Annotated in this window: 19 protein-coding genes and 3 tRNA genes; 12 read left to right on the top strand and 10 right to left on the bottom strand. The window is 64.5% G+C overall.

Going from position 1 to position 23,170, the window contains the following annotated elements; all coding sequences use genetic code 11:
- The first annotated feature begins 14 nt into the window (after positions 1-14).
- From F753_RS48195 to F753_RS48185, 3 genes are all read left to right on the top strand, one after another.
- Positions 15-90, top strand: a tRNA-Asn gene (locus F753_RS48195).
- A gap of 9 nt (positions 91-99) precedes the next feature.
- A tRNA-Pro gene (locus F753_RS48190) sits at positions 100-176 on the top strand.
- Between the two features lie 5 nt (positions 177-181).
- Positions 182-257, top strand: a tRNA-Lys gene (locus F753_RS48185).
- A gap of 118 nt (positions 258-375) precedes the next feature.
- Here the strand turns inward: F753_RS48185 and F753_RS48180 are convergent.
- The 3 genes from F753_RS48180 to F753_RS48170 all read right to left on the bottom strand — a co-directional run bounded on the left by F753_RS48180 (position 376) and on the right by F753_RS48170 (position 4,275).
- The gene (locus F753_RS48180) at positions 376-1,671 is read right to left on the bottom strand and encodes an NAD(P)/FAD-dependent oxidoreductase (RefSeq protein ID WP_023447169.1); all 1,296 of its coding nucleotides are present in this window, start codon (positions 1,669-1,671) and stop codon (positions 376-378) included.
- Between the two features lie 53 nt (positions 1,672-1,724).
- Positions 1,725-1,898 (bottom strand): DUF3094 family protein, encoded by a 174-nt coding sequence (locus F753_RS48175; RefSeq protein WP_003298581.1) that lies wholly within the window; start codon positions 1,896-1,898, stop codon positions 1,725-1,727.
- 121 nt (positions 1,899-2,019) lie between these two features.
- Entirely contained in the window at positions 2,020-4,275 is a 2,256-nt protein-coding gene (locus tag F753_RS48170; protein ID WP_023447168.1) for a DUF1631 domain-containing protein, read from the bottom strand.
- 425 nt (positions 4,276-4,700) lie between these two features.
- On the opposite strand from F753_RS48170, the gene nadC reads away from it, so the two are divergent.
- Positions 4,701-5,549: a carboxylating nicotinate-nucleotide diphosphorylase gene (gene nadC / locus F753_RS48165; protein ID WP_023447167.1), complete on the top strand. Its 849-nt coding sequence runs from the start codon at positions 4,701-4,703 to the stop codon at positions 5,547-5,549.
- Between the two features lie 52 nt (positions 5,550-5,601).
- Here the strand turns inward: nadC and F753_RS48160 are convergent, their stop codons facing one another.
- Positions 5,602-6,033 carry a Z-ring associated ZapG family protein gene (locus F753_RS48160; protein WP_003298586.1) on the bottom strand — a complete coding sequence of 144 codons (432 nt, stop codon included), beginning with the start codon at positions 6,031-6,033 and terminating at the stop codon, positions 5,602-5,604.
- Positions 6,034-6,171: 138 nt separating this feature from the next.
- Between F753_RS48160 and F753_RS48155 the strand changes: the two genes are divergently transcribed.
- The 3 genes from F753_RS48155 (at position 6,172) to zapE (ending at position 9,470) form a co-directional block, all read left to right on the top strand.
- On the top strand, positions 6,172-6,798 hold the full coding sequence (locus F753_RS48155; RefSeq protein ID WP_023447166.1) for an alpha/beta hydrolase: 627 nt from the start codon (positions 6,172-6,174) through the stop codon (positions 6,796-6,798).
- A gap of 49 nt (positions 6,799-6,847) precedes the next feature.
- Complete coding sequence (locus F753_RS48150; RefSeq protein ID WP_014819072.1) at positions 6,848-8,206, top strand: tryptophan--tRNA ligase; 1,359 nt, start codon at positions 6,848-6,850, stop codon at positions 8,204-8,206.
- Positions 8,207-8,375: 169 nt separating this feature from the next.
- Positions 8,376-9,470: a cell division protein ZapE gene (gene zapE / locus F753_RS48145; protein ID WP_014819073.1), complete on the top strand. Its 1,095-nt coding sequence runs from the start codon at positions 8,376-8,378 to the stop codon at positions 9,468-9,470.
- A 159-nt stretch (positions 9,471-9,629) separates the two neighbouring features.
- Here the strand turns inward: zapE and F753_RS48140 are convergent, their stop codons facing one another.
- Complete coding sequence (locus F753_RS48140) at positions 9,630-10,619, bottom strand: GlxA family transcriptional regulator (protein WP_023447164.1); 990 nt, start codon at positions 10,617-10,619, stop codon at positions 9,630-9,632.
- 157 nt (positions 10,620-10,776) lie between these two features.
- Here F753_RS48140 and nfi point away from each other — a divergent pair, with 157 nt between their 5' ends.
- The 4 genes from nfi (at position 10,777) to F753_RS48120 (ending at position 15,320) form a co-directional block, all read left to right on the top strand.
- Positions 10,777-11,505 (top strand): deoxyribonuclease V, encoded by a 729-nt coding sequence (nfi, locus tag F753_RS48135; RefSeq protein ID WP_023447163.1) that lies wholly within the window; start codon positions 10,777-10,779, stop codon positions 11,503-11,505.
- 102 nt (positions 11,506-11,607) lie between these two features.
- Positions 11,608-12,159, top strand: a complete 552-nt coding sequence (gene ampD, locus F753_RS48130) for a 1,6-anhydro-N-acetylmuramyl-L-alanine amidase AmpD (protein ID WP_023447162.1) — start codon at positions 11,608-11,610, stop codon at positions 12,157-12,159.
- Between the two features lie 15 nt (positions 12,160-12,174).
- On the top strand, positions 12,175-13,023 hold the full coding sequence (ampE, locus tag F753_RS48125) for a regulatory signaling modulator protein AmpE (RefSeq protein WP_023447161.1): 849 nt from the start codon (positions 12,175-12,177) through the stop codon (positions 13,021-13,023).
- Between the two features lie 266 nt (positions 13,024-13,289).
- Entirely contained in the window at positions 13,290-15,320 is a 2,031-nt protein-coding gene (locus tag F753_RS48120; RefSeq protein ID WP_031298503.1) for a methyl-accepting chemotaxis protein, read from the top strand.
- A gap of 12 nt (positions 15,321-15,332) precedes the next feature.
- On the opposite strand, the gene F753_RS48115 is transcribed toward F753_RS48120, so the two are convergent.
- Genes F753_RS48115 through ada form a run of 3 tightly spaced genes read right to left on the bottom strand, consistent with a single transcriptional unit; the run spans position 15,333 to position 17,505 of the window.
- On the bottom strand, positions 15,333-16,118 hold the full coding sequence (locus F753_RS48115) for a TatD family hydrolase (RefSeq protein ID WP_023447159.1): 786 nt from the start codon (positions 16,116-16,118) through the stop codon (positions 15,333-15,335).
- Positions 16,119-16,169: 51 nt separating this feature from the next.
- Complete coding sequence (locus F753_RS48110) at positions 16,170-16,412, bottom strand: hypothetical protein (RefSeq protein WP_014819080.1); 243 nt, start codon at positions 16,410-16,412, stop codon at positions 16,170-16,172.
- Positions 16,413-16,464: 52 nt separating this feature from the next.
- Positions 16,465-17,505 carry a bifunctional DNA-binding transcriptional regulator/O6-methylguanine-DNA methyltransferase Ada gene (gene ada / locus F753_RS48105; RefSeq protein WP_031298501.1) on the bottom strand — a complete coding sequence of 347 codons (1,041 nt, stop codon included), beginning with the start codon at positions 17,503-17,505 and terminating at the stop codon, positions 16,465-16,467.
- A 157-nt stretch (positions 17,506-17,662) separates the two neighbouring features.
- Here ada and F753_RS48100 point away from each other — a divergent pair, with 157 nt between their 5' ends.
- The gene (locus F753_RS48100) at positions 17,663-18,553 is read left to right on the top strand and encodes a PA4780 family RIO1-like protein kinase (RefSeq protein ID WP_014819082.1); all 891 of its coding nucleotides are present in this window, start codon (positions 17,663-17,665) and stop codon (positions 18,551-18,553) included.
- A 90-nt stretch (positions 18,554-18,643) separates the two neighbouring features.
- Here the strand turns inward: F753_RS48100 and F753_RS48095 are convergent, their stop codons facing one another.
- Positions 18,644-20,125, bottom strand: coding sequence for an efflux transporter outer membrane subunit (locus tag F753_RS48095; RefSeq protein WP_023447157.1), 1,482 nt, complete (start codon positions 20,123-20,125; stop codon positions 18,644-18,646).
- On the bottom strand, positions 20,122-23,166 hold the full coding sequence (locus F753_RS48090) for an efflux RND transporter permease subunit (protein ID WP_023447156.1): 3,045 nt from the start codon (positions 23,164-23,166) through the stop codon (positions 20,122-20,124). Before F753_RS48090 ends, F753_RS48095 begins: the two co-directional genes overlap by 4 nt.
- Positions 23,167-23,170 lie beyond the last annotated feature (4 nt).

The raw sequence follows: 23,170 nt of genomic DNA, 5'->3' as shown, positions 1-23,170 counted from the left end.
GGAATTGAAGTTGTTCCGCGATAGCTCAGTCGGTAGAGCAAATGACTGTTAATCATTGGGTCCCAGGTTCGAGTCCTGGTCGCGGAGCCAAATTCCAATCGGGGTATAGCGCAGTCCGGTAGCGCGCCTGCTTTGGGAGCAGGATGTCGGGAGTTCGAATCCCCCTACCCCGACCATTTTTGGGTCGTTAGCTCAGTTGGTAGAGCAGTTGGCTTTTAACCAATTGGTCGTAGGTTCGAATCCTACACGACCCACCATACGGGCTTCTCAGGAAGCATGAAAAGCTGGATGTCCTCGCGGACATCCAGCTTTTTTATTGCCTGCGATTTCTTCTCGGCACATTCAAGGCGCACCCAGGGGTGCGCCTTTTCTGCGTCAATGGAGCTTCAGGCGCGGCTCCGTCGTGCGGCTGAGCTTGTCGCCAAGCATCATCAGCAGCGTGCGAGCGATGCCATACAGCGCGATCTGGTGCATGCGGTAGAGCGAGATATAGAACATTCGTGCCAGCCAGCCTTCGAGCATCACGTTGCCGGTCAGGTTACCCATCAGATTGCCTACTGCCGAGAAGCTTGACAGCGAAATCAGTGAGCCGTAGTCCTTGTAGCGATAGGTCGGCAGCGGCTTGCCTTCCAGTCGGTTGTGGATCGAGCGGGCCAGCATCGAGGCCTGCTGATGGGCTGCCTGTGCACGGGGTGGGACATTGCGGTCGCTGTCCGGCTGCGGGCAGGCGGCGCAGTCGCCGAATGCGAAGATGTTCTCGTCGCGCGTGCTCTGCAGTGTCGGGTGGACGACCAGCTGGTTAATGCGGTTGGTTTCCAGGCCATCCAGTTCGTGAAGGAAGGCGGGTGCCTTGATCCCGGCGGCCCACACCTTGAGGCTGGCCTGGACGAACTCGCCCTGCTTGGTGTGCAGGCCCTCGGCGGTGACTTCGCTGACGGCGGCGCCCGTGAGCACCGTGACGCCCAGGTCCAGCAGTGTCTGGTGCACCGGCTGGCTGATGCGCTCAGGCAGTGCCGGCAGGACTTTCGGGCCGGCCTCGATGAGGGTGATGTTTACATCCTCCGGCTTGATGCCATCGAGGCCGTAGGCCGCCAGCTCCTTGGCGGCGTGCAGCAGTTCTGCAGCCAGCTCCACGCCGGTAGCGCCGGCTCCGACGATGGCCATGCTGATGTTGCTCGAGGCTCCCTCGCCTGCATGCGCCTTCATGTAATGGCTCAGCAGTTGCCGGTGGAAGCGCTCGGCCTGCTCGCGCGTATCAAGGAAGATGCAGTGCTCGGAAGCCCCCGAGGTGCCGAAGTCGTTGGTCGTGCTGCCGACGGCAATCACCAGCGTGTCGTAGTTCAGTGCGCGTGACGGGACCAGTTCCACGCCAAACTCGTCGCGCGTCGCTTCCAGTCGAATGCATTTGCTCGCGCGATCCAGGCCTGCCATGCGGCCCATCTGGAACTCGAAGTGATTCCATTTGGCCTGAGCGACGTAGTTGAGTTCGTCAGCGGACGAGTTCAAGGAGCCGGCGGCGACTTCGTGCAGCAGCGGCTTCCAGATGTGTGTGAGGTTGGCGTCGACCAGGGTGATGCGGGCTTTGCCACGCTTGCCCAGGGTTCTACCCAGGCGGGTAGCAAGCTCCAGACCGCCGGCGCCACCGCCGACGATTACGACTCGATGTGACATGGGAGTGACTCATAGCTGCAAGGGAAACGGCGGGGCGGCCTGGCGAGCGGAGCTCAAAGCACAAGGCGGCTCAAGAGGCGGCTCAATAACCCGAGCCCGATCACCACGACCAGTACCACAAGCAGAAGAAGCCAGGGGCGAAACGGCTGGCGCTCGACCTGGTGTTGCGGGGCGCGGAGGTATTCATCGACGCGCTGCTGATCTTCGGGCTTCAGGCGGCTTGGCATGGGCACCTCGAATGGAATGCAGGCATTCTAGCTGTGCAGGGTCAAAAGCCAAGCGCGAAGTGCGGCGCTTTGCCGCGCGGAGGGCTGGCGGGCATGCCGGGCGGCATGCCCTTGGGGGTTGTCAGGTGTTCTTCAGCTTGCGCAGGTTGCCGATGACCGACTCCAGCGCGCGGTCGAACAGCAGGGTGTCGTTGAGTAGCCGAATGGCGCCGCGCTGGAATTCGGTCGCCAGGCCCATGCGGGTCTTTTCCAGGACTTTCATGCCGGTGCGATTAACGAAGATGTACTTGCCGGTGGGCTTGATCACCGCTGCCAGCTTGCAGCGCAGCTTGTGTTCTTCGTCTTCCTGGAACTCCACCCAGCTGCCGACGCGCAGATTGTCGACCTGGACCAGCGCGACATCGTTATCCGGCAGGCTGATTTCCGGTTCCTGCTCGCGGCTCTCGCCAGGTGCAAGCAGGACGATCTCGTCGACCACTTCGACCATTGCCGGTGTGGTTGCTATCGGAGTTGCCGCTGACTCCGCTGAAGTGCTGTCGTCCGCTGGCGCCTCGCTGGGAGCGCTCTGCGGTTGCTGGAAGCGCTGCAGGGTCTGGACATGGAGCGCTTCGAGCTGGGTAAAGAAGTCGCCGGTGGAAAAAGGGTCGAAGGCGGCGCTGACCAGTCCGTCGCGCAGCGCTTTAAGCAGGCTCGGGACCAGCTCCAGCAGGCGTGCGCGCGATTCTTCGTCTTCGTGAGGGGTAACGCTCCACACCAGATCGTCCATCGTGTCCAGGGCGGCCTGCCACTCTTCGGACTGGGTGCCGTGTTTCAGACAGGTAAGCAGCAGAACCTTGCTCCAGGCTTCCTGTAGCAGCCGCACCACGACTTCCGGAAGCGTCTTGCCGAGCAAGCGCTGGTTCAGGGCGCGCTCAACTTCCTGTCGGGCGATCTCGGCCTTGGCGCGGCCTTCCTCGGCATCGCGGGTGCGTTGCTCGAGCAGCTCGCTACGGCGGCGCTCATCGCCGATGAAGGCAAGGAAGTCGGCCAGCAGCTCGGAGAAAATGGCCGGATCGTCAGTGAAGTCGTTGAGCAGTCGAGCCACGATCTGCTCGATCTTCTGGTAGAGACTGTCCCGCTGCGCTTCATCCTGATCGCCCCAGCCCATCGCTGCCGAGGCAATCTCGTTAAGCAGGCGGCGTGCCGGATGGCTGCCGCGGCTGAAGAAGGTCTTGTCCAATACCGCGACCTTGAGAAGCGGGATCTGCAGGCGACCGATCAGGGCCTTTAGCGAGTCGGGCAGGGTGCGGTCATCGAGTATGAATTCGAACAGCATGGAGACGAGGTTGATCACATCGTCGTCTATCTCGCCAACCACGCGGGACTTGCCGGTCTTGGCACTGACTCGGCTCAGCAGGCCGGCCAGCTGCTCCTGAAGATCGAACTCGTCGACGGTCTGCGGCGCGCGCGCCTGCATGTGCGACAGCAGGCGGAGGAGGTCGCCACTGGAGATCGGGATCGCATCGCTGGGGATGTTGCGCGCCGGCAGCATGCTGCTGCCACGGAGCTCTGAAAGCAGGCTGTGCAGTGCGCTGAATGCGGCTTCCTGCAGTCCCTCGTCGACATGTGCAGCCTGGCCAAGTGGTGCTGATGGTGCATGGCTTCCGGCTGGCGCGCCGGGGCGCTGCTGGCGGCGGGGCGGGGCGGAGTGCAGCTCTGGCAGGATGCCGGCAGCGACCAGGGTCTGGTTAGCTTCGGCATAGAGTTGGTCGATATCCCCGAGCACGTATTTTTCGAAGAGCTTGAAGATGATCAGCTTGACCTTGATCTCTACCCCAAGGCTGCTGCTGGCCTCGATGAAGTAGTCGCAGAGTGCGTGCGGGCCGAGCGGGTTGCTCTTGTCATCGAGCTTCTTGCTGATCAGCGCATTGAAACGAGTGGTCAGGTGCCCCAGCGGTTGAGCCGCACGACTCATGACTTTCGCGACCATGGTGTCGACGGCTACCGACTCTTCCAGCTCATCGTTCTGCACAAGTGAAAGACTGTCGAACGACACATTGTCCAGCACCGGCGGCTTGCCGATCTCATACTGATTGAGTTTGGCGAATGCTTCGAACAGCTGTTGCAGAAAGCCGCGTTCGATGTTGCGGCGCTTCATGCGCAAATCACGCATGGCTTCGAAAAACGCGTTCTGTTCGACGTTGCTGCTCGCACGATCGGCGATTTCGAAGAGCGAGTCATCGGCGTTGTCGAACAGCGACTGCAAGGCCTGACGCAGCTGTTGGGCGGCCTTGTCGCGCACGCTGATGAGCGCCACAGGCAGGCGGCCTGCTGGTGAAGAAGGCTTGTGCTCAGGGGCTGCCTTGTTCAGGTGCACCACTTTCGCATCGGTTCGCATCGAGACTCTCCTGCGGTCGCCTGCTTAACGGCGGTCACAACGCCAGCTTCAAACAGCGTCTTGTAAGGGTAACCAAATCGGCAGGGCAAGGCGGAAGGTTCCGGGCGAGCCCGCAATCTAGTGCGGGTTTCTTCTGTCGAACCGGATCCAGCGCAGCATAGCCGAGCGGTCTGATTTTACAACGACACCTCGTCAGTAAGGTGTCGCCATTTCGGTGGCGTCAATATTCTTGAAGGGCATTATAAGCATCGGATTGCGATGCCAAGGCCGGTTTTTCATTGGACATGACTTGGCTCACAGATACTCGCAGGTTTTCCGCCGGGAGGTAAAAAAAGCCTCTCGAATACCCGTCCGGGATGCGCAGGTTGGCGCTGCGTTAGCGAGCAATCAGCCTTTATACTCCGCGCAATCTTCAGGAGTCAGCCATGCCGAATCTTACACTTGCCGATCTATCTGCAGAAATCGATGCCAACGTTCGTCGCGCGCTCGCCGAGGACGTCGGAAGTGGTGACATCACGGCGCAGTTGATTCCAGCCGAGCGGCTGGCGCATGCGTCGGTCATCACTCGCGAGGAGGCAGTGATCAGTGGAACGGCATGGGTAGACGCCGTATTCCGCCAAGTCGACCCACGCGTTGCGGTTCACTGGCAGGTTGCCGATGGTGACCGTGTCGGGGCTGACCGGGTGCTGTTCCATCTCGAGGGGCCGGCGCGGGCGCTGCTCACCGGCGAGCGCAGTGCGCTGAATTTTCTGCAACTGCTGTCGGGTGTGGCGACTCGCTGTCGTCACTACGCGGACATGGTCGACGGGACCGGCGTGCGTTTGCTCGATACGCGCAAGACCATACCCGGGCTGCGCCTGGCGCAGAAGTATGCCGTTACCTGCGGTGGCTGCCACAACCACCGCATCGGTTTGTACGACGCCTTCCTGATCAAGGAAAACCACATCGCCGCTTGCGGTGGCATCGCCGAGGCGGTTGCTGCTGCACATCGCATCGCGCCGGGCAAGCCGGTGGAGATCGAGGTGGAGAGTCTGGGCGAGCTTGAGCAGGCGCTACTAGCAGGTGCCGATATCGTCATGCTGGACGAGCTCAGTCTGGATGACATGCGCACCGCGGTGGCCATCAATGGGGGGCGGGCCAAGCTCGAAGCGTCGGGCGGCATCAGCGATGAAACGCTGCGCAGCGTGGCGGAAACGGGGGTGGACTACATCTCCATCGGCGCGCTGACCAAGCATGTGCGGGCGGTGGACCTGTCGATGCGCTTGCGGCAGTAAGGGCGGGGCGAGGTTGCGGTGCCTGGCGCAGCGGCTGCGCCAGGCGGATCGGTCAGTGACGGCTTTTCAGGCCGAAATTCTCGTGCAGGGTACCGGGGGTGTCGTCGCCCTTGGGCGCATAGTCCTTCGGCGGCTCGGTGAAGGCCGGCGACGAGAGACGCTCACGGGTGCCGTGGTTCTCTTCGCTGTGCAGTGCGGCCATCAGGCGTTGACGGGTCTGTTCGTCGAGTGCGAGGCGGCTGGCGCCGTCGGACAGGTGATCCTGAATGTCCTGATAGTTGTTGGTCAGTTTGCGCAGCAGGCTGGCGGTGGTGTTGAAGTGGGTAACCACCTCACTCTGATAAGTGTCGAAACGCTCTTGCAGGTCATCGACCTGACGCTGTGTGCGGTTCGGTGCGCTGCTGCGTGCCACCAGATAACCGATGGCGATGCCGGCGATCAGGCCGACGATCGGGAGCAACCAGGTCGCGAGGGTCTGTTCCACGAGTCCTTCCTCTATATAAACGGCTGTGCTTACGTTAACGTCTCGTACCTGCTCTGTATACCGCGACGCGAGGCGGCGGTTATTGGCAGCTAGTTAGCAAGACGAGTCGACTCGTCCCAAGGTCACGGAGTTCCTGCTTTGTTGAAACGCGAAACCCCCCTCAATCTCGACGGCCCCTGCGGCACCCTTGAAGCGCTGTACTTCGATCAATCGCAGCCGACGGGGCTCGCGCTGATCTGCCACCCGAACCCGGTCAAGGGCGGCACCATGCTGAACAAGGTGGTCTCGACCCTGCAGCGCACCGCTCGCGACGCCGGCTACAGCACGCTGCGCTTCAATTATCGCGGTGTCGGCGGCAGCGCCGGCGCGCATGACATGGTCGAGGGCGAGGTGGATGACGCCGAGGCTGCGCTGCGTTGGCTGCGCGAGCAGAATCCGGAGCTGCCGCTGACGCTGCTGGGGTTCTCCTTCGGCGGGTTCGTCGCCGGCAAGCTGGCCCACCGTTTGAACGCGGAGGGCGTGGCGGTACAGCGGCTGATGATGGTGGCGCCGGCAGTGTCGCGCCTCGTCGAGCTGTCGTTGGCTGACGATTGCCAGCTGACGATCATCCAGCCGGAGCAGGACGAGGTCATCGATGCCGAGTCCGTGTACACCTTTTCCGCGCAGCTGCAGCACCCCCATGAGCTGCTGAAAGTGGCAGAATGCGGCCACTTTTTTCATGGCAAGCTGGTGGAACTGAAGGAACTGGTAGCCCCGCGGCTTTGATGCCCGAACCTGCTCCTCTCCGCCGCGCTCAACGATCGAGAATGACTGCATGACTACCCGCATCCTGACCGGTATCACCACCACCGGCACGCCGCACCTGGGCAACTACGCCGGCGCGATCCGCCCGGCCATCCTGGCCAGCCGCGACGCGGCCGCCGACTCCTTCTATTTCCTGGCCGACTACCACGCGCTGATCAAGTGCGATGACCCGCTGCGTATCCAGCGCTCGCGCCTGGAGATTGCCGCGACCTGGTTGGCATGCGGCCTCGATGCCGAACGCGTGACCTTCTATCGTCAGTCCGACGTTCCGGAAATCCCCGAGCTGACCTGGCTGCTCACCTGCGTCACCGCCAAGGGGTTGCTCAATCGTGCCCACGCCTACAAGGCCTCGGTGGACAAGAACGTCGAGAACGGCGAGGACCCGGATGCCGGCGTGACCATGGGACTCTACAGCTACCCGGTGCTGATGGCGGCGGACATCCTGATGTTCAACGCGCACAAGGTGCCGGTTGGCCGCGACCAGATCCAGCATGTGGAAATGGCCCGCGACATTGCTCAGCGCTTCAATCATCTGTTCGGTCACGGTCGTGAGTTCTTCACCCTGCCGGAAGCGGTGATCGAGGAAGGCGTCGCCACGCTGCCCGGCCTTGACGGACGCAAGATGTCGAAGAGCTACGACAACACCATTCCGCTGTTCGGCAGCGCCAAGGAGCTCAAGGGCGCGATCGCACGCATCGTCACCGACTCGCGCCTGCCGGGCGAGCCGAAGGACCCCGACAGCTCGCACCTGTTCACCCTCTACCAGGCGTTCGCCACCGCGCAGCAGCAGGATGCGTTCCGCCAGGAGCTGCTCGACGGGCTGGCCTGGGGCGATGCCAAGCAGCGCCTGTTCGAGCTGCTCGACAACGAGCTGGGCGAGGCGCGCGAGCTGTATCACCAGCTGATCACCAAGCCCGCCGAGCTGGAGGACATTCTCCAGGCGGGCGCGGCCAAGGCGCGCCGAATCGCCACGCCGTTCCTTGGTGAGCTGCGCGAAGCGGTGGGCCTGCGCAACTTCCGTAGCGAAGTTAAAAGTGCAGCGCCAGCCAAGAAGAAGTCCAGCAAGGTGGCGCGCTTCGCCAGCTTCCGCGAGGCCGACGGCGCGTTCCGCTTTCGTTTCTTTGCGCCCGACGGCGAGGAGCTGCTGCTGTCCCGTCCGTTGAGCAACCCGAAGGCGATCGGCAGCCTGACCCAGCGGTTGATTGCCGGCGGGCCGGACGCGCTGGAACTTCGCGAGGACGAAGGCGATCAATTCACCCTGTGGCTGGACGACGAATGCGTCGCCGACAGCCCACATTATGAGAGCGCCGAAGCGCTCGATGCCGCCATGCTGCGGGTACGCGAGGCGCTGGCCACGCTCGTCGACTGACGTGCTGCCGCCAGGGCGGAACGTACCCCGCGACTGCGTTCCGCGGCTTCGCGGCAATCTCCAAGAATGGGTGTCCCAGGAGGGCTGACGCTTGAACGACCTGAGTAAATTGCCAACCACCGAGGGCGCGGCTAAAGTGTCGGCCCCGTTTCACTACCCAGACTCCGCCATGACCCCTCTTGAGCGCTATCAGGCCGACCTGAAACGTCCTGACTTCTTCCACGATGCCGCCCAGGAAAATGCGGTGCGTCACCTGCAACGTCTGTACGACGATCTGGTGGCCGACGATCGCAGCAAGAGCGGCCTGCTCGGCAAGCTGTTCGGCAAGAAACAGCAGGAGCCGATCAAGGGCATCTACTTCTGGGGCGGCGTTGGCCGCGGCAAGACCTACCTCGTTGATACCTTCTTCGACGCATTGCCGTTCAAGCAGAAGACGCGCACGCACTTTCACCGCTTCATGAAGCGCGTGCACGAGGAAATGAAGACGCTCAAGGGCGAAAAGAACCCGCTGACCATCATTGGCAAGCGCTTCGCCGACGAGTCGCGGGTGATCTGCTTCGACGAATTCTTCGTCTCCGATATCACCGACGCGATGATTCTTGCCACGCTGCTCGAAGAGCTGTTCAAGAACGGCGTGAGCCTGGTGGCGACCTCCAACATCGTGCCGGACGGTCTGTACAAGGACGGTCTGCAGCGCGCGCGCTTCCTGCCGGCCATCGAGCTGCTGAAGAAGCACACCGAGATCGTCAACGTCGACAGCGGCATCGACTATCGCCTGCGTGCGCTGGAACAGGCCGAGCTGTTCCACTTCCCGCTCGATGCCGAGGCCGAGCAGAGCCTGGAACGCAGCTTCAAGAGCTTGCTGCCGGAGAACTGCCGGGTCGTCGACAAGGACGCACTGATGATCGAGAACCGCGAAATCCGTGCGGTAAAGACCGGCAACGATGTGGCCTGGTTCGAGTTCCGCGAGCTCTGCGACGGGCCGCGTAGCCAGAACGACTACATCGAACTGGGCAAGATATTCGGCGCCATCCTGCTGGCCAATGTCGAGCAGATGAGTGTCACCAAGGACGACATGGCGCGCCGCTTCATCAACCTCGTCGACGAGTTCTACGACCGCAACGTCAAGCTCATCATCTCTGCCGAGGTCGAGCTCAAGGACCTCTATACCGGTGGTCGCCTGGAGTTCGAATTCCAGCGCACCCTGAGCCGTCTGCTGGAAATGCAATCGCACGAGTACCTGTCGCGGCCGCACAAGCCCTGACCATGGCGTGGCCGCGAAGACCGACTCTTCGCGGCCAAAGGCCGCTTTCTCGCAACGTCTGGCACTGCGCCTTAGTAGGCGCGGTCTTCGTCAAGAAGGCGTATGCCAGCTGTCGGTACCTGCTTCAGCAGGCCAGCCTTGGCTGTTCCGTGGTCGCCCTTACGACTCAGGCCGGTATTTCTGCCGGTAGTGATTGGGTGACAGCTCGGTGTGCTGGCGGAAAAGGCGGGCGAAGAAGCTCGCATCGTCGTAGCCCACTTCGTAGCTGATCGTCTTGATGCTCTTGCCGGTGGTGGCGAGCAGGCTTTTCGCCGTCTCGATCCGCAGGCGTTGCAGATAGTGCAGCGGCTTGTCGCCGGTGGCTGCCTGGAAGCGGCGCATGAAGTTGCGAATGCTCATGCCGTGCTGCCGCGCCACGTCCTCGAAGCGAAACTTTTCGGCGAAGTTGGCTTCCAGCCATTCCTGTATCTGCAGAATCCGCGTATCCAGATGCAGCTTCTGCCCGCCGAAACCCAAGCGCCCCGGGCTGTAACTGCGTTGTAGCTCGTAAAGCACGTCACGCGCCATGCCCTGGGCCACGTGTGCGCCGCAGAAGCGCTCGACCAGATACATGTACAGGTCGCAGGCCGAGGTCGTGCCGCCTGCGCAGTAGAGGTTGTCGCTGTCGGTGAGGTGCTTGTCGGCGCTGAAAGCCACACCGGGGAAGCGCTCGACGAAGTCATTGGCAAAGCGCCAGTGGGTGGTCGCCTCGCGGCCTTCCAGGAGGCCCGCCTGGGCCATCCAGAACACGCCGGTGGCTTCGCCACAGATGACGCTGCCTGCTGCGTGACGCTCGCGCAACCAGGGCATCACACCCGGATGCTGCGCGCAGAGCGCATCGAAATCTCCCCAGAAGGCCGGCAGGATCACCATATCGGCGTCGTCCAGCGGACTATCCACGGCGATGGCGATACCGCTGAAGGTATTGACCGCCTTGCCGTCTGGGCTGACTAGGCGGGTTTCGAAAGCAGGGGTGAGGTCAAGGCCGAGCTGTTTGCCATAGCGCAGGCTGGCCATGTGGAAGAAATCCTTGGCCTGGGTGAGTGTCGAGGCGAACACCCCTTCGGTGGCAAGTATGCTGACGCGCTGGATCGAGGCGAGATTGGGCATGCGATTCTAATTATTGTGGTGAGTAACAGGGTAAATCTGCCGTGTGGCGGCTGGAGCGTCCTATTTTTGCATGCATCTGTCCAGCCTTCCCTGAAGCGATGCGGCTGAACCGTCACAGCGACCCGGCGTCGAACCGCTGATGCACAGGAGCGAAGAGATGAGTGAAAGCAGTCAGTATCCGACAGCGCCTTTCGGCGATTGGGATGGCAGCCCGGCGGCGGCGCGTGCGATGCAGCAGAGCCTGGCGGCGCAGGTGAGCTTGCAGGATGACTTCCCATCGTTGCGATTGATCGCCGGGGTGGATGTCGGTTTCGAGGATGGCGGCACTATCACCCGCGCCGCGGCAGTGCTGCTGGATGCCGACACCCTGGAGCTGGTCGGCAGCAGCCTGGCGCGAGTTCCGACGAACATGCCCTACATTCCGGGCCTGCTTTCGTTCCGTGAGCTACCCGCGGTGCTGCAGGCGCTCGGCGAGCTGCCGGCCGTTCCCGACCTGATCTTTTCCGACGGCCACGGCATCGCCCACCCGCGCCGCCTGGGCATTGCTGCTCACCTGGGCGTGGTGACCGGCCTGCCCACCATCGGCGTGGCAAAGAAGCTGCTCATCGGGGCGCACGACGAGCTGGATCTGGCGCGTGGTGCACAGGTCGAGTTGCGCGACAAGAAGACCGGCGAAGTGATCGGCTGCGTGCTGCGCAGCAAGGACAAGGTGCGGCCGCTGATCATTTCCCCGGGTAACCGGGTCAGCATCGTCACCGCACCGCAGCTGGTGATGCGTTATGTCACGCGCTATCGCCTGCCGGAGCCGACCCGGCTGGCCGACCGGCTGGCATCGCGGCGGGAAGAAAAGGCCGCCGCGCGGCGCTTGTCTGGAGCGGCCGAGTAGTTCAAGCAGTTGTAACCGGGATTGCCCGCGACCGTGGCGACGCTTGCAGCTGGCGTCTCGCAGGCGCTAGCCTGCGGGCCTGTTGTCAGCTCGGACCCTACGATGATTCTGGATTGCGCTACCGGTTGGTGTCAGGGCGTTCGCCACTGCCCGTCACCGAACTTCAACCAGCGGCCGGCCGGCGAGATTTCCCTGCTGGTGATCCACAACATCAGCCTGCCGCCGGGGCAGTTCGGCACCGGCAAGGTTCAGCAGTTCTTCCAGAATTGTCTGCAGTGCCATGAGCACCCGTTTTTCGAGGAGATCGCCGAGCTGCAGGTGTCGGCGCATTTTCTCATCGAGCGTGATGGCGCGATCACTCAGTTCGTCTCCTGTCTGGATCGTGCCTGGCACGCCGGCGTGTCCTGCTTCGACGGTCGCGAGGGCTGCAACGATTTCTCCATCGGCATCGAGCTGGAGGGGACCGACGACCAACCCTTCAGTGAGGCGCAATACCAGGCGCTGATCGGATTGTGCCAAGTACTGCAGGGCGCGTTTCCAGCGATTACCCCCGAGCGGGTTTGCGGCCACAGCGATATCGCGCCGGGGCGCAAGACCGATCCCGGCCCGGCATTCGACTGGCAGCGGCTGCGTGCGGCTTCCATTACCTGCTGACGAAAGGAAAGGACGATGAGTTTTCTGGTGATCCTGCTCGTGCTGCTGGTGGAGAAGTTCTCTGATTGGCGCCCGCGGCTGCAATACGACAGCCCCTGGCTGACGCGCCTGCGTCAGGTGGAGGCCAGCCCGCGTCTGCGACAGACGCCCTGGCTGGCGCTGCTGTTGCTGGTGTTGTTCCCGGTGCTGCTGCTCGGCCTGGTGCTTCTGGCACTGGAGCCGCTGGCCTACGGGTGGCTGAGCCTGCCGGTGCATCTGCTGGTGCTGCTCTACAGCCTCGGCCGCGGCCATGCCAAGGCTGAACTCGGTGCGTTCCGCGACGCCTGGCGCCGTGGAGATGAGGAAGCCGCCGCGCTGGCCGCCGAACGTGACGCCGGCCTGCAGGCGCAGGAGCGGGCGCAGGCCCCGCCGAGCCTGTTGGCAGCGGTGCAGTCCTGGCTGCTGTGGCGCAGCTACGAGGGTTTTTTTGCGGTGATCTTCTGGTACCTGCTGCTCGGGCCGATGGCTGCGCTGGCGTACCGGCTGCTGGCGCTGTGCGCCGAGCACACCGAGCTCGAAGGGTTGCGCGAGCGGGCCGAGCAGCTGCGGCATGCCTTCGACTGGTTGCCGGTGCGGGTGTTGCTCGGCAGTTTTGCGCTGGTCGGCAACTTCGTCGCGGTCAACCGGGCGCTGCTGCACGAGTTGCTGAGCTGGGATGTGCCAGCCCGGCGGCTGTTGGCCGATGCCGGTCCGCTGGCCGCCGATCTGCCGCCAGCGACCGAGGGTGAGGCGGGCATCGCGCGGCTCGACGGGATCGCGGCGTTGCTGGTGCGCACACGCGTGTTCTGGTACGCGGTGATTGCGGTCTGGACGATCCTCGTCTGAGCCTTATCCGCCAGCGGCGGCGCTGATGGACCTCCATAACGCCGCTGTATGAGGTTTGCCTGTCGAATCGCTGGAACCCTTGAGCCAGACGCCTCGCCGGGTGCCTATCCAATACAGAACTGCTGGCCATGATTTGGCCATTACCTTAAGTTACAAAAGCCCATACCGATATCCCGTATAACCCGGGCAGATGCCACTCTCTGACGAGCCCTGCTGCGCGCTGCAATTGCGTGCACGCCAATACCAATAAAATTGGGAGACGTCGTGTGAATAGTCTGTTGTATCCCGCGATTGCGTTCATGAACCGCCTGAGCTTCGGCATGAAGTTCAGCCTGGTCAGCGTCCTGTTTTTCGTTCCCATGCTGCTGAGCAACTACTACCTGGTGCGCGACTCGTACCGGGCGTATGTCGGTACCCGTAACGAGCTGCAGAGCCTCGAGCTGCTCGGCTCGACCCTGCAGGTGCGGCGTAGCATGGAAGACTGGAAAGACCTCGTGCATATCGAATCGATCATCGGCCAGACCGGCAATGTCGAGGCGTTGAAGACCCGTCTGAACCGCGTCGAAAGCGAGCTTACGGCGCAGCTGCAGGCGCTCGCGCCGGTTGGCGATGCGCCCGAGCAGGTGGCCGAATTCAATGCCCGTCGCGACGAGCTGGTGACCGGCCTGAACGCCGCCCAGGCCGAGCAATCGTTGCAGTCCAAGGCAGCCATGGCCGAGTCCCTGCTGGGTCAGTCTCAGGTGATGATCAAGCTCGTCGCCGGCCAGTCTGGCCTCAGCCAGGATCTCGAGCGTGAGGTCCGTCTGTTGGCCGAGCTGCTGACCACGGTAACCCCGGCCATCAGCGCATCGCTCGGCGAGGGGCGCGCGGTGGGCTCCTACACGTTCGGCCAGGGCTACCTGAACTCCGATGCCAGCAATACGCTGGACAGCCTCGTGCTGGAACTGGAAAAGCAGCAGGCGCAGTACGCCGCACAGTTGCAGGATGCCCTGGGCGCAAGCCAGGCCGCGCGTACCCGGCTCGACGCCTTCGCCACCGCCAGCCGTGAGTCCCTGCAGGCGAGCAGCGAAATCCTGCAGGACGAGGTGATCATGGCCGAGGCGCTGGACCTGCCTTGGGAGCAGTTCTACGAGCGCATCAGCGCGCAGATGGCCAAGACCTACGAGCTGAACGACGCCATTCTCGGTTTCCTCGAGGTGGAGCTTGCCGAGCGGCTGGAGCAGAAGCGCCTGCTCATGACCCTGCTGCTTTCGGCACTGGCGGTGGTGCTGTGCCTGGTGGCGTATCTGTACGCGGGCTTCTACGCCTCGACGCGCGCCTCGCTGCACAGTCTCGGCAGGATTATGGACAAGGTCGCCGCCGGTGACATGACCGCGCGCTATCAGGTACAGAGCCGCGATGAGCTTGGCGAGCTGGGCCAGGTGTTCAATACCACCGTGGCGCAGATCCGCGAGCTGATCGAGCGAGTCGGGCAGACCGTCGCCGAAGTCGAGCGCCAGGCACAGCGGGTCGAAAGCGTCTCCGGCGAGAGCAATCAGACGGTATCCGAGCAGCGTGGGCAGATCGAACAGGTCGCCACGGCGATGAACGAGATGTCCGCCACCGCCCAGGAGGTCGCCAGCAGTGCCGAGGCAGCAGTGGGCAGCGCACAGAGCGTCAACGAGGAAACCGTCAGCGGGCGCGAGCTGGTGGTAGCGCAGGTCGGCGGTATCCAGCGGCTGGCCGGCGAGATCGAGCAGTCGGTGCAGGTGATCAACCAGTTGGCCGGCGACAGCAAGGCGATCAGCCAGGTGCTGGACGTGATCAAGACCATCGCCGAGCAGACCAACCTGCTGGCCCTCAATGCGGCCATCGAGGCCGCGCGCGCGGGCGAGCAGGGCCGTGGCTTCGCGGTGGTCGCAGACGAGGTGCGCGGGCTGGCGCAGCGGACGCAGAAGTCCACCGCGGAAATCGAGCAGATGATCGCTCGCCTGCACAATGGTGTCGGCGCAGCGGTGAAAACCATGCATGCCAGCCATACGCTGGCCGAAGACACCGTAGGCCAGTCGGGGCGGGTCGAGCAGGCGCTGGAAAACATCCTCGGCGCGGTGGGGCTGATCGTCGATCAGAACCAGCAGATCGCCGCTGCGGCTGAGCAGCAGACAGCCGTGGCGCACGATATCGATCGCAATATCGTCGCCATTAATGAGGCCGGCCAGCGTACCGCCGAGGGTGCCGGGCATACCGAGCAGGCGAGTCGTGAGCTGTCGCAGCTGGTGGGACGCCTGCAGCAGCTGATCGGCGCGTTCCGGGTCTGACCGCGGCGATGATCAGGGCTGCGGCCAGCCGAACAGTTCACAGCTGTTGCGATAGCTGGCGGCGGCCAGCTCTTCGGCGCTGACACCCTTCAGATCGGCCAGCATCCGGCAGATCTCCGGCAGCAGTTCCGGGCTGTTGCGCTCGCCGGCGTGGCCGGCTGGTGGGATATCCGGCGAGTCGGTTTCCAGCACGATGGCCTCCAGCGGCAGTTGCTTGAGCACCCGCTGCATGCGCAGCGCCTGTGGCCAAGTACCGGCACCCCCGAGGCCGAGCCTGAAGCCGAGGCGCAGGTATTCCTGAGCTTCCTCCCAGCTGCCACTGAAGGCGTGCACGATGCCGGCGCGCTGCAGCTTGTAGCGTTTGAGCATGGCGATCATCGGTGCGTGGGCGCGGCGTACGTGCAGCAGTACTGGCAGCTCGAACTCCGCAGCCAGCGCCAGCTGCGCTTCGAGCAGTTCGTGCTGGCGCTCGATGTCCGGGTCCTCGACGTAATAGTCCAGGCCGATCTCGCCGATGGCGCAGAGTTTAGGCTCACCGCGTAGCTGCTCCAGCCAGTCGCGCAGCTTGCCCAGGTGCTCGTCCCGGTGCTCGGCGATGAACACCGGGTGAAGGCCCAGCGCGGCATGAACCGCTGGCTGCTCGCAGGCTAGCTGCCAGACCCGCTCCAGATTCGCTTCGTTCACGCCGAGTACCACGATGCGCTCGACGCCAGCGGCCGCGCTGCGGGCGATGACCTGGGTCCTGTCATCATCGAACATCTCGAAATCGAGGTGGGTATGGGTGTCGATAAGCTGCACGACAGGCTCCGTACGGTCGGCGGTGGGCGGGCGCGTAATGCTACATGGCCTTCAGTGGCTTTCCTCTTCGATCTGAATGTCGCTGACACCCAGCTCTTCAAGCCGGCTGTCTTCGCTGGGGCGTATCGGGTTTTCCCAGGGAGCGTCGACCGCCGCACGCGGCTCGCGGACGTAATGCAGCAGTATTTCCAGTTCGGCCTGCTCCAGACCGGGCACTTCGAACGAGCTGATCAGCAGCGAGGCGGGCTCGCCGTTGATGCAGTAGTGGATGCGGTAACGCTTCAGATCGGTCATGGCGGGCTTCCTGCGGTTGGCGGCACTGAAGTATCCGACCGCCGAAATCCGCTCAGGCTCCCGAGTCTCGTTGTGCTTCGCGCTCGAGCAACGCCGCCTTGCGTTCCAGCCCCCAGCGATAGCCGGTCAGCGCCTGATGACTACCGACCACGCGATGGCAGGGCACCAGCAGGCCGACGGGGTTGCTGGCGCAGGCGCGGGCGACCGCTCGGGCGTGGCTGCCGAGGGTTGCCGCCAGCTCACCGTAGCGACGCGTCTCGCCGGCGGGAATCTGCTGCAACGCCTGCCAGACGCGCTGCTGAAAGGCCGTGCCGCGCAGATCGAGCGGCAGCTGGGCGGCACGCTGCGGTTCTTCCAGTTGGCTGACGATTGCCTGCAGCCACTCACCCAGGCCTTCCTGGTCGCGCTGCAACTGTGCCGCGGCAAAGCGTGAGCGCAGCTCGTCTTCCAGCGCTGTCTGGTCGTCGCCGAACAGCAGGGCGCAGATGCCTTTGTCGCTGCTGGCGACCAGCAGCTGGCCGAGTGGGCAGGGCGCCAGGGCGTAGCGCAGGGTTTCGCCCGCACCTTTGCGGCGGCGCTGGGCCGGCGTCAGTGCCTGGGCGTCCGCATAAGGGGCCCGCGTGCCGGAGTAGCCGGCAGCGAGGGCGGCATCGAGTACCGAGTCGGCCTCGGTCAGGTGGGTTTCCAGACGTTCGCGGCGGCGCGCCGCCGACCACGCCCGCGGGGTCATGCCGGTGCGCGCCTTGAATGCCCGTGACAGGTAGGCCGGCGACAGCCCGATGCGCGCGGCCAGCTGCTGCAGCGGCAGCGGCGTCTCGGTTTCGTCGAGCAGGCGGCAGGCGGCGATCACCAGCGCATCGAGCTGCTCGCTCGGGCTCGGGCCGCAGGGGGAGCAGCGGCGACATGGCCGGTAACCGGCGGCCTGGGCTGCCGCTGGATCGGTGTAGAACGCCGTCCGCTCGCGAGCTGGCCGGCGTGCCGGGCAGCTGGGTCGGCAGAAAATACCGGTCGAGCGCACGGCGAACACGAAGCGGCCATCGAAGGCGGCATCGCGTTCGCACAGCGCTTGCCAGCAGCGGTTCTGGTCGAGCATGGCGCGACTCCCCTGGTTGATGCTGCGATTGTCGGTCCTGACCGGACGTGCGCCAATCCAAAGCGTGCTTTCAAAGTCGATGGGGAGCATGGAAGCCGCCCCGTGATTGCCGTAACCTGCAGCATCGCCCTGACCGAGAAGGACCTGCAAGCCGCTGATGAAAACGCCTAAACGACTCGAACCGCTGATCGAGGATGGCCTGATCGACGAGGTGCTGCGGCCGCTGATGAGCGGCAAGGAAGCAGCGGTATACGTGGTGCGCTGTGGCGACGAGCTGCGCTGCGCCAAGGTCTACAAGGAAGCCAACAAGCGCAGCTTCCGCCAGGCCGTGAAATACCAGGAAGGCCGCAAGGTGCGCAGTAGTCGCGATGCGCGCGCGATGGCCAAGGGCTCCAAGCACGGGCGCAAGGAGAAGGAAGACAACTGGCAGAACGCTGAGGTCGCGGCGCTGTTCCGCCTGGCAGATGCCGGCGTGCGCGTTCCCAAACCCTACGACTTTCTCGACGGCGTGCTGCTGATGGAGATGATCGCCGGCGAAGATGGCGATGCCGCACCGCGACTGAACGACGTGGACCTGCATCCGGACGACGCCCGCGAGTTCCATGCGTTCATGATCCACGAAGTGGTCAAGATGCTCTGCGCGGGGCTGGTGCACGGTGATCTGTCGGAATTCAACGTGCTGCTCGACGAGCACGGCCCGGTGATCATCGACCTGCCGCAGGCGGTGGATGCGGCCGGCAATAACCATGCGTTCGAAATGCTCGAGCGCGATGTTGGCAACATGTCGGCCTATTTCGGACAGTTCGCGCCGGAACTCAAGTTCACCCGGTACGCCAAGGAGATGTGGGCGCTGTACGAGCAGGGCAAGCTGACCACCGAGACCGAGCTGACCGGGGAATTTGCCGAGCCGGAAGATGCCGCGGATATCGATGCGGTAATGCGGGAGATCAAGGCCACGCTGGCCGAGCAGGAGCGCCGTGAGGCCTTGCGCGGTGCGGACGATGCGCCGAAGGATGAGCCGCCGGAGCCGCCGTGGATGAAAGGCTGATCGGCAGTCTCTGGCGAACCGCGGAGACTGCTGCTTCTGTGTTTTTGCCGACTAGCGGGAGTCTTCAAAGACTCCGGCCAGTTAAGGTCTTCAGTGCGTCGATTGCTCTGTAGGGTTTTCCCCAGCGTCCGCGGTATCTGCGGACGCCGCCTTCCACCCACCCCCCAACGCCACATACAACGCCACCTGCGCCGTCGCCAGCGCGCTCCGGCCTTCCAGCGCCCGCTGGCGGGCCTGTAGCGCACCGCGCTGGGCGTCCAGTACCTCGCTCAGGTTCGCCTCACCTAGCTCGTAGCTGCGCTGCGCCAGCCGATGCGCCCGTTCACGGTGCTCGCGGGTGCGGTTGAGGGATGCGTGCCTGCGCTGCTGACCGGCCATTCTCGTCAGGCCCCGTTCGACTTCCTCCAGGGCTCGGGCCAGCGCCTGTTCGAAGGCGACATAGGTGGTCTCGCCCTCGGCATCGGCGAGGTCGATGGCGGCGCCGCGGCGAGGATAGTCGAGCAATGGCAGGCCGAACGTCGCGCCGACCCGGGCGAAGTTCGAGGCGCCGGATATCGCGTCTCCCAGAGCGAAGCCGGAGCGGCCCACCGCGGCCTGCACCGCCAGCTTGGGGAACAGATCGCGGCGGGCGGCCAGCGATTGCAGCTCGGCGGCGTCCAGCCGTGCGGCTTCGGCGATAAGATCCGGGCGGCGGCGCAGCAGGTCGATGGGCTGGCCCGGGGCGATGCGCTGCTCGGCCAGTGGCACCGGCGCGCTGGCGGCGAGACGTGCAGCGGTGCCGCCCGGCGGCTCGGCGAGCAGGGTATCCAGCGCCAGCTGCGCTTCGGCCAGATGAATGTCCAGCTCGTCCAGATCGGCTTCCAGCGATGCCCGCTCGGCGGATGTGGCTTCGACGTCCAGACGGGTCACTTCGCCGGCGTGGAACAGCAGCCCGGCGATACGCTCCAGTTCGCGCGCCACTTCGATGCCTTCGACCAGCAAGGCGCGCTGGCCCTGCAACGCGCGCAGCTGCAGATAGCCCTGGGCGGTGTTCGAGGCCACGGCCAGCCGTGCGGCGATCGTTTGCGCTTCGGCTGAGCGCAATTGCTGGGCGGCACTGTCACGTCGCGCGCGGGTGGCGCCGAACAGGTCCAGCTCCCAGGTCGCCTGCAGCGCCAGCTCCCAGGTATCGAAGCTGATCACGTCGTCGTCGGGGATGAAGTCGGCCAGCGGGCTGTCGGGTTCGGCTTCCTGATCGTTCTCGTTCCACTGGCGGCTGGCCGAACCAGGCAGATCGAAGCTCGGCAGCAGGCCGGCGCGCGACTGGCGCAGCTGGGCTCGCGCTGCGGTGACGCGCGCCATGGCCAGGCGTACATCGTGGTTCTGCTGCATGGCGCGGCTGACCAACGCGCTGAGCTGCGGGTCATCGAACTGGCGCCACCAGACGGCCAGCGACTCGGCATCGGCCGGGTGCGCACCGGCGGCACTGAACCAGCCTTCCGGCAGTTGCGGATCGACATGCTGCGGTGCGCTGGAGCAGGCACTCAGGGCCAGGGCGAGTAGCAGCGGGGCGGCCAGGGCCTTGGCAGTCATGCAGTTTCCTCCGCGCGCACTTTCATGAACAGCAGGTACAGGCACGGCACCGCCAGCAGCGTAAGCAACGTGGCGAAGCCCAGGCCGCCCATGATGGTAACCGCCATGTTGGCGAAGAACGGGTCGAACAGCAGCGGCACCATGCCCAGTACGGTGGTGCCGGCGGCCATCATCACCGGTCGCAGGCGCGACGCCGAGGCTTCGATGATGGCGGTCAGGCGCGGTACTTCGTCGTCGATCTGCCGGTCGATCTCGTCCACCAGCACCACGGCGTTCTTGATCAGCATGCCGGTCAGGCTGAGCAGGCCGAGCAGTGCCATGAAGCCGAACGCCTGACCGGTGATCAGCATGCCGAAGCTCACCCCGCAGATCGCCATGGGTACCACCAGCCAGATCATCAGCGGCTGGCGCACCCGGGCGAACAGCAGCACGGTGACCAGCACCATCGCCAGGTAGGGCACCGCGAGCGTGCTGGCCAGCGCCTGCTGGGCCTCGGAAGACTGTTCGTAATCGCCGCCCCACTTGAGGCTGTAGTTGACCGGCAGCTCGATGCCCTCGATCAGCGGGCGAATGCGCTCGTGCGCCTCGTTGGTGTTCTCGCCATCGCGAGGTTCGGCGCGAATGGAGATGGTGCGCTCGCGGTCGTAGCGCACGATGATGCTGTCCTCGCTGACCGGCTCGACGCCATCGGCGACCTGCGCCAGTGGCACGTAGCCGGTGCCGGCGGGGCTCCAGATCAGCCGTTGCAGCAGCTCGCCGCTATCGATGCGATCCTCGGGCGCGGCGCGCAGCAATACCGGGATCAGCTCGTCGCGCTCGCGCAGCAGGCTGACCCGCTGGCCCTCGCTGCCAGCGGCCAGGGCACGCGCCACGGCCTGGCGGGTCAGGCCGGCGTCGGCGAGGCGATCCAGTGCCAGTTGCGGGCGCAGCACCAGCACCTGCTGGCGCCAGTCATCGCGCACGTTGAACACCTTGCCCTCATCCTGCAGTCGCTTGCGACCCTCGGCGGATATGGCCCGCAGCACCTCGATGTCCGGGCCGCTGATGCGCGCTTCCAGCTTGGCCTCGGCATTGGGGCCGAACATGAACTGCGCAGCCGAGACGTCGGCCGAGGGATAGCGTTGCGGCAGCTGCTGGTTGATCTGCCTCACCAGCCCGGCGATCAGCTCGGCATCCTCGGTGCGCACGAGAAAGTGCATCAGCGACGAATTCGGCTGCTCCGGCATATAGGTCAGCATGAAGCGCGAGGCTCCGGCGCCGATGAAGCTGGACACCTCGCTTACCCCCTCCAGCTCCGCCAAATACGCCTCCACGTCAGAGGCGGTCTCTGCGGTCTCGCGAATATGCGTGCCCTGTGGCAGGAACAGATTGACGTAGAACAGCGGCGTGCTCGACGGTGGGAAGAAGCTCTGCGGCAAGCGGGTGAACAGCACCATGCTGACCACCGTCAGCACCACTAGCACGCCGACCGTCAGCCAGGGCCGATGCAGCACTCCGCCGGCCAGTCGGCGGTAGCGGTTGTACCAGGGGCCGTCGTAGGCGGCGTCGGGGTCCTCGTCGGTCTTGGCGTTGCGCAGCAGGTAATGACCGAACAGCGGCACCAGCAGCAACGCCAGTAGCCAGCTGAGCAGCAGCGACACGGCGATGACGAAGAACAGCGAGAAGAGGAATTCGCCGGTGGTGTCCTGGGACAGGCCGATGCCGGCGAAGGCGAGGATGCCGATGATGGTGGCGCCGAGCAGCGGCCACTGCGTCTGTTGCAGCGTTTCCTGTGAGGCTTCGAGGATGCTCTTGCCCTGGCGCTGGCGCACCAGCATGCCGTCACAGACCACCACCGCGTTGTCGACCAGCATGCCCATGGCGATGATCAGTGCGCCGAGGGAAATCCGCTCCAACTCGATGCCCGCCAGCCACATCACCAGCAGCGTGCCGAGCACGGTGAGAAACAGCACCGCGCCAATGATGACGCCGGCGCGCAGACCCATGGCGATGCACAGCACGCCGACCACGATGGCCACCGAGAGGAACACGTTGAGCGCGAAGCTGTTCACCGACTCATCGACGATCTGGTGCTGCTCGTACAGCGGATGCAGTTCGGCGCCCAGTGGCATGCGGTGTTCGATGGCCTGCAACGCCGCTTCGACGCTGTGGCCGACCTCGACGATATTCGCTCCGGAGACCCCGCTGACGCCCAGGGTCAGTGCCGCCTGGCCGTTGTGGCGGATGATCTGCCGCGGCCGCTCGGCGTAGTCGCGCGACAGCTTGGCGATAGCGCCCAGCTCGACCCGCTGCGGGCCCTGGCCGACTGGCAGCGCCCGCAACTCGTCGAGGGAATCGAAGGCGCCGCTGGGGCGCAGGCGTACGAAAAAGTCGCCGGCACCGACCCCACCGGCATCGACGGCGGCATCGGTATCGGCCAGCGCCGCGGCGATCTCGTCGGGGGCGACACCCAGCGCCGCCAGCTGCGCCTGGTCGACTTCGACGAGGATGCGCTCTTCTTGCACGCCCGCGATTTCCACCTTGCCGACGCCGTCGGCAGTGAGCAGGGCGCGGCGCAGGTCCTTGGCCGTTTCGTGCAGCTCCTTGAGCGTCAGTCCGTCGCCGGTCAGCGCATAGAAGATGCCGTAGACGTCGCCGAAATCATCGTTGACCTGCGGCGGTTCGATCCCCGGGGGCAGGTCGCCCTGGGCATCGTCGATCTTGTTGCGCAGCTCGTCCCATATCTGCGGCAGGGCATCGCCGTCGTAGCGGTCCTGCATCTCCACGCGGAGCTCGGCGATGCCCGGCATCGAGCGCGAGCGGATCTCCTTGATCTGCGACATCTGCTGGATCGCGCTCTCCAGCGGCTCGGTCACCTGCTGTTCGACCTCCAGCGCCGTGGCGCCGGGATACTGCACGTTGACGATGGCCTGCTTGATGGTGAATTCCGGGTCTTCCAGGCGGCCGATCTCGAAGAAGGCGAGGGAGCCGCCGAGCAGGCAGATCAGTATCAGAATCCAGATGTTGACCGGGCGGGTGATGGCGTAGCGGGCGAAATCCATCGGC

The organism is Stutzerimonas chloritidismutans AW-1, assembly GCF_000495915.1.
Taxonomy (GTDB): Bacteria; Pseudomonadota; Gammaproteobacteria; order Pseudomonadales; family Pseudomonadaceae; genus Stutzerimonas; species Stutzerimonas chloritidismutans.
The sequence above is the reverse complement of the archived record's forward strand: the minus strand, read 5'-3'. Positions and strand labels throughout refer to the sequence as shown.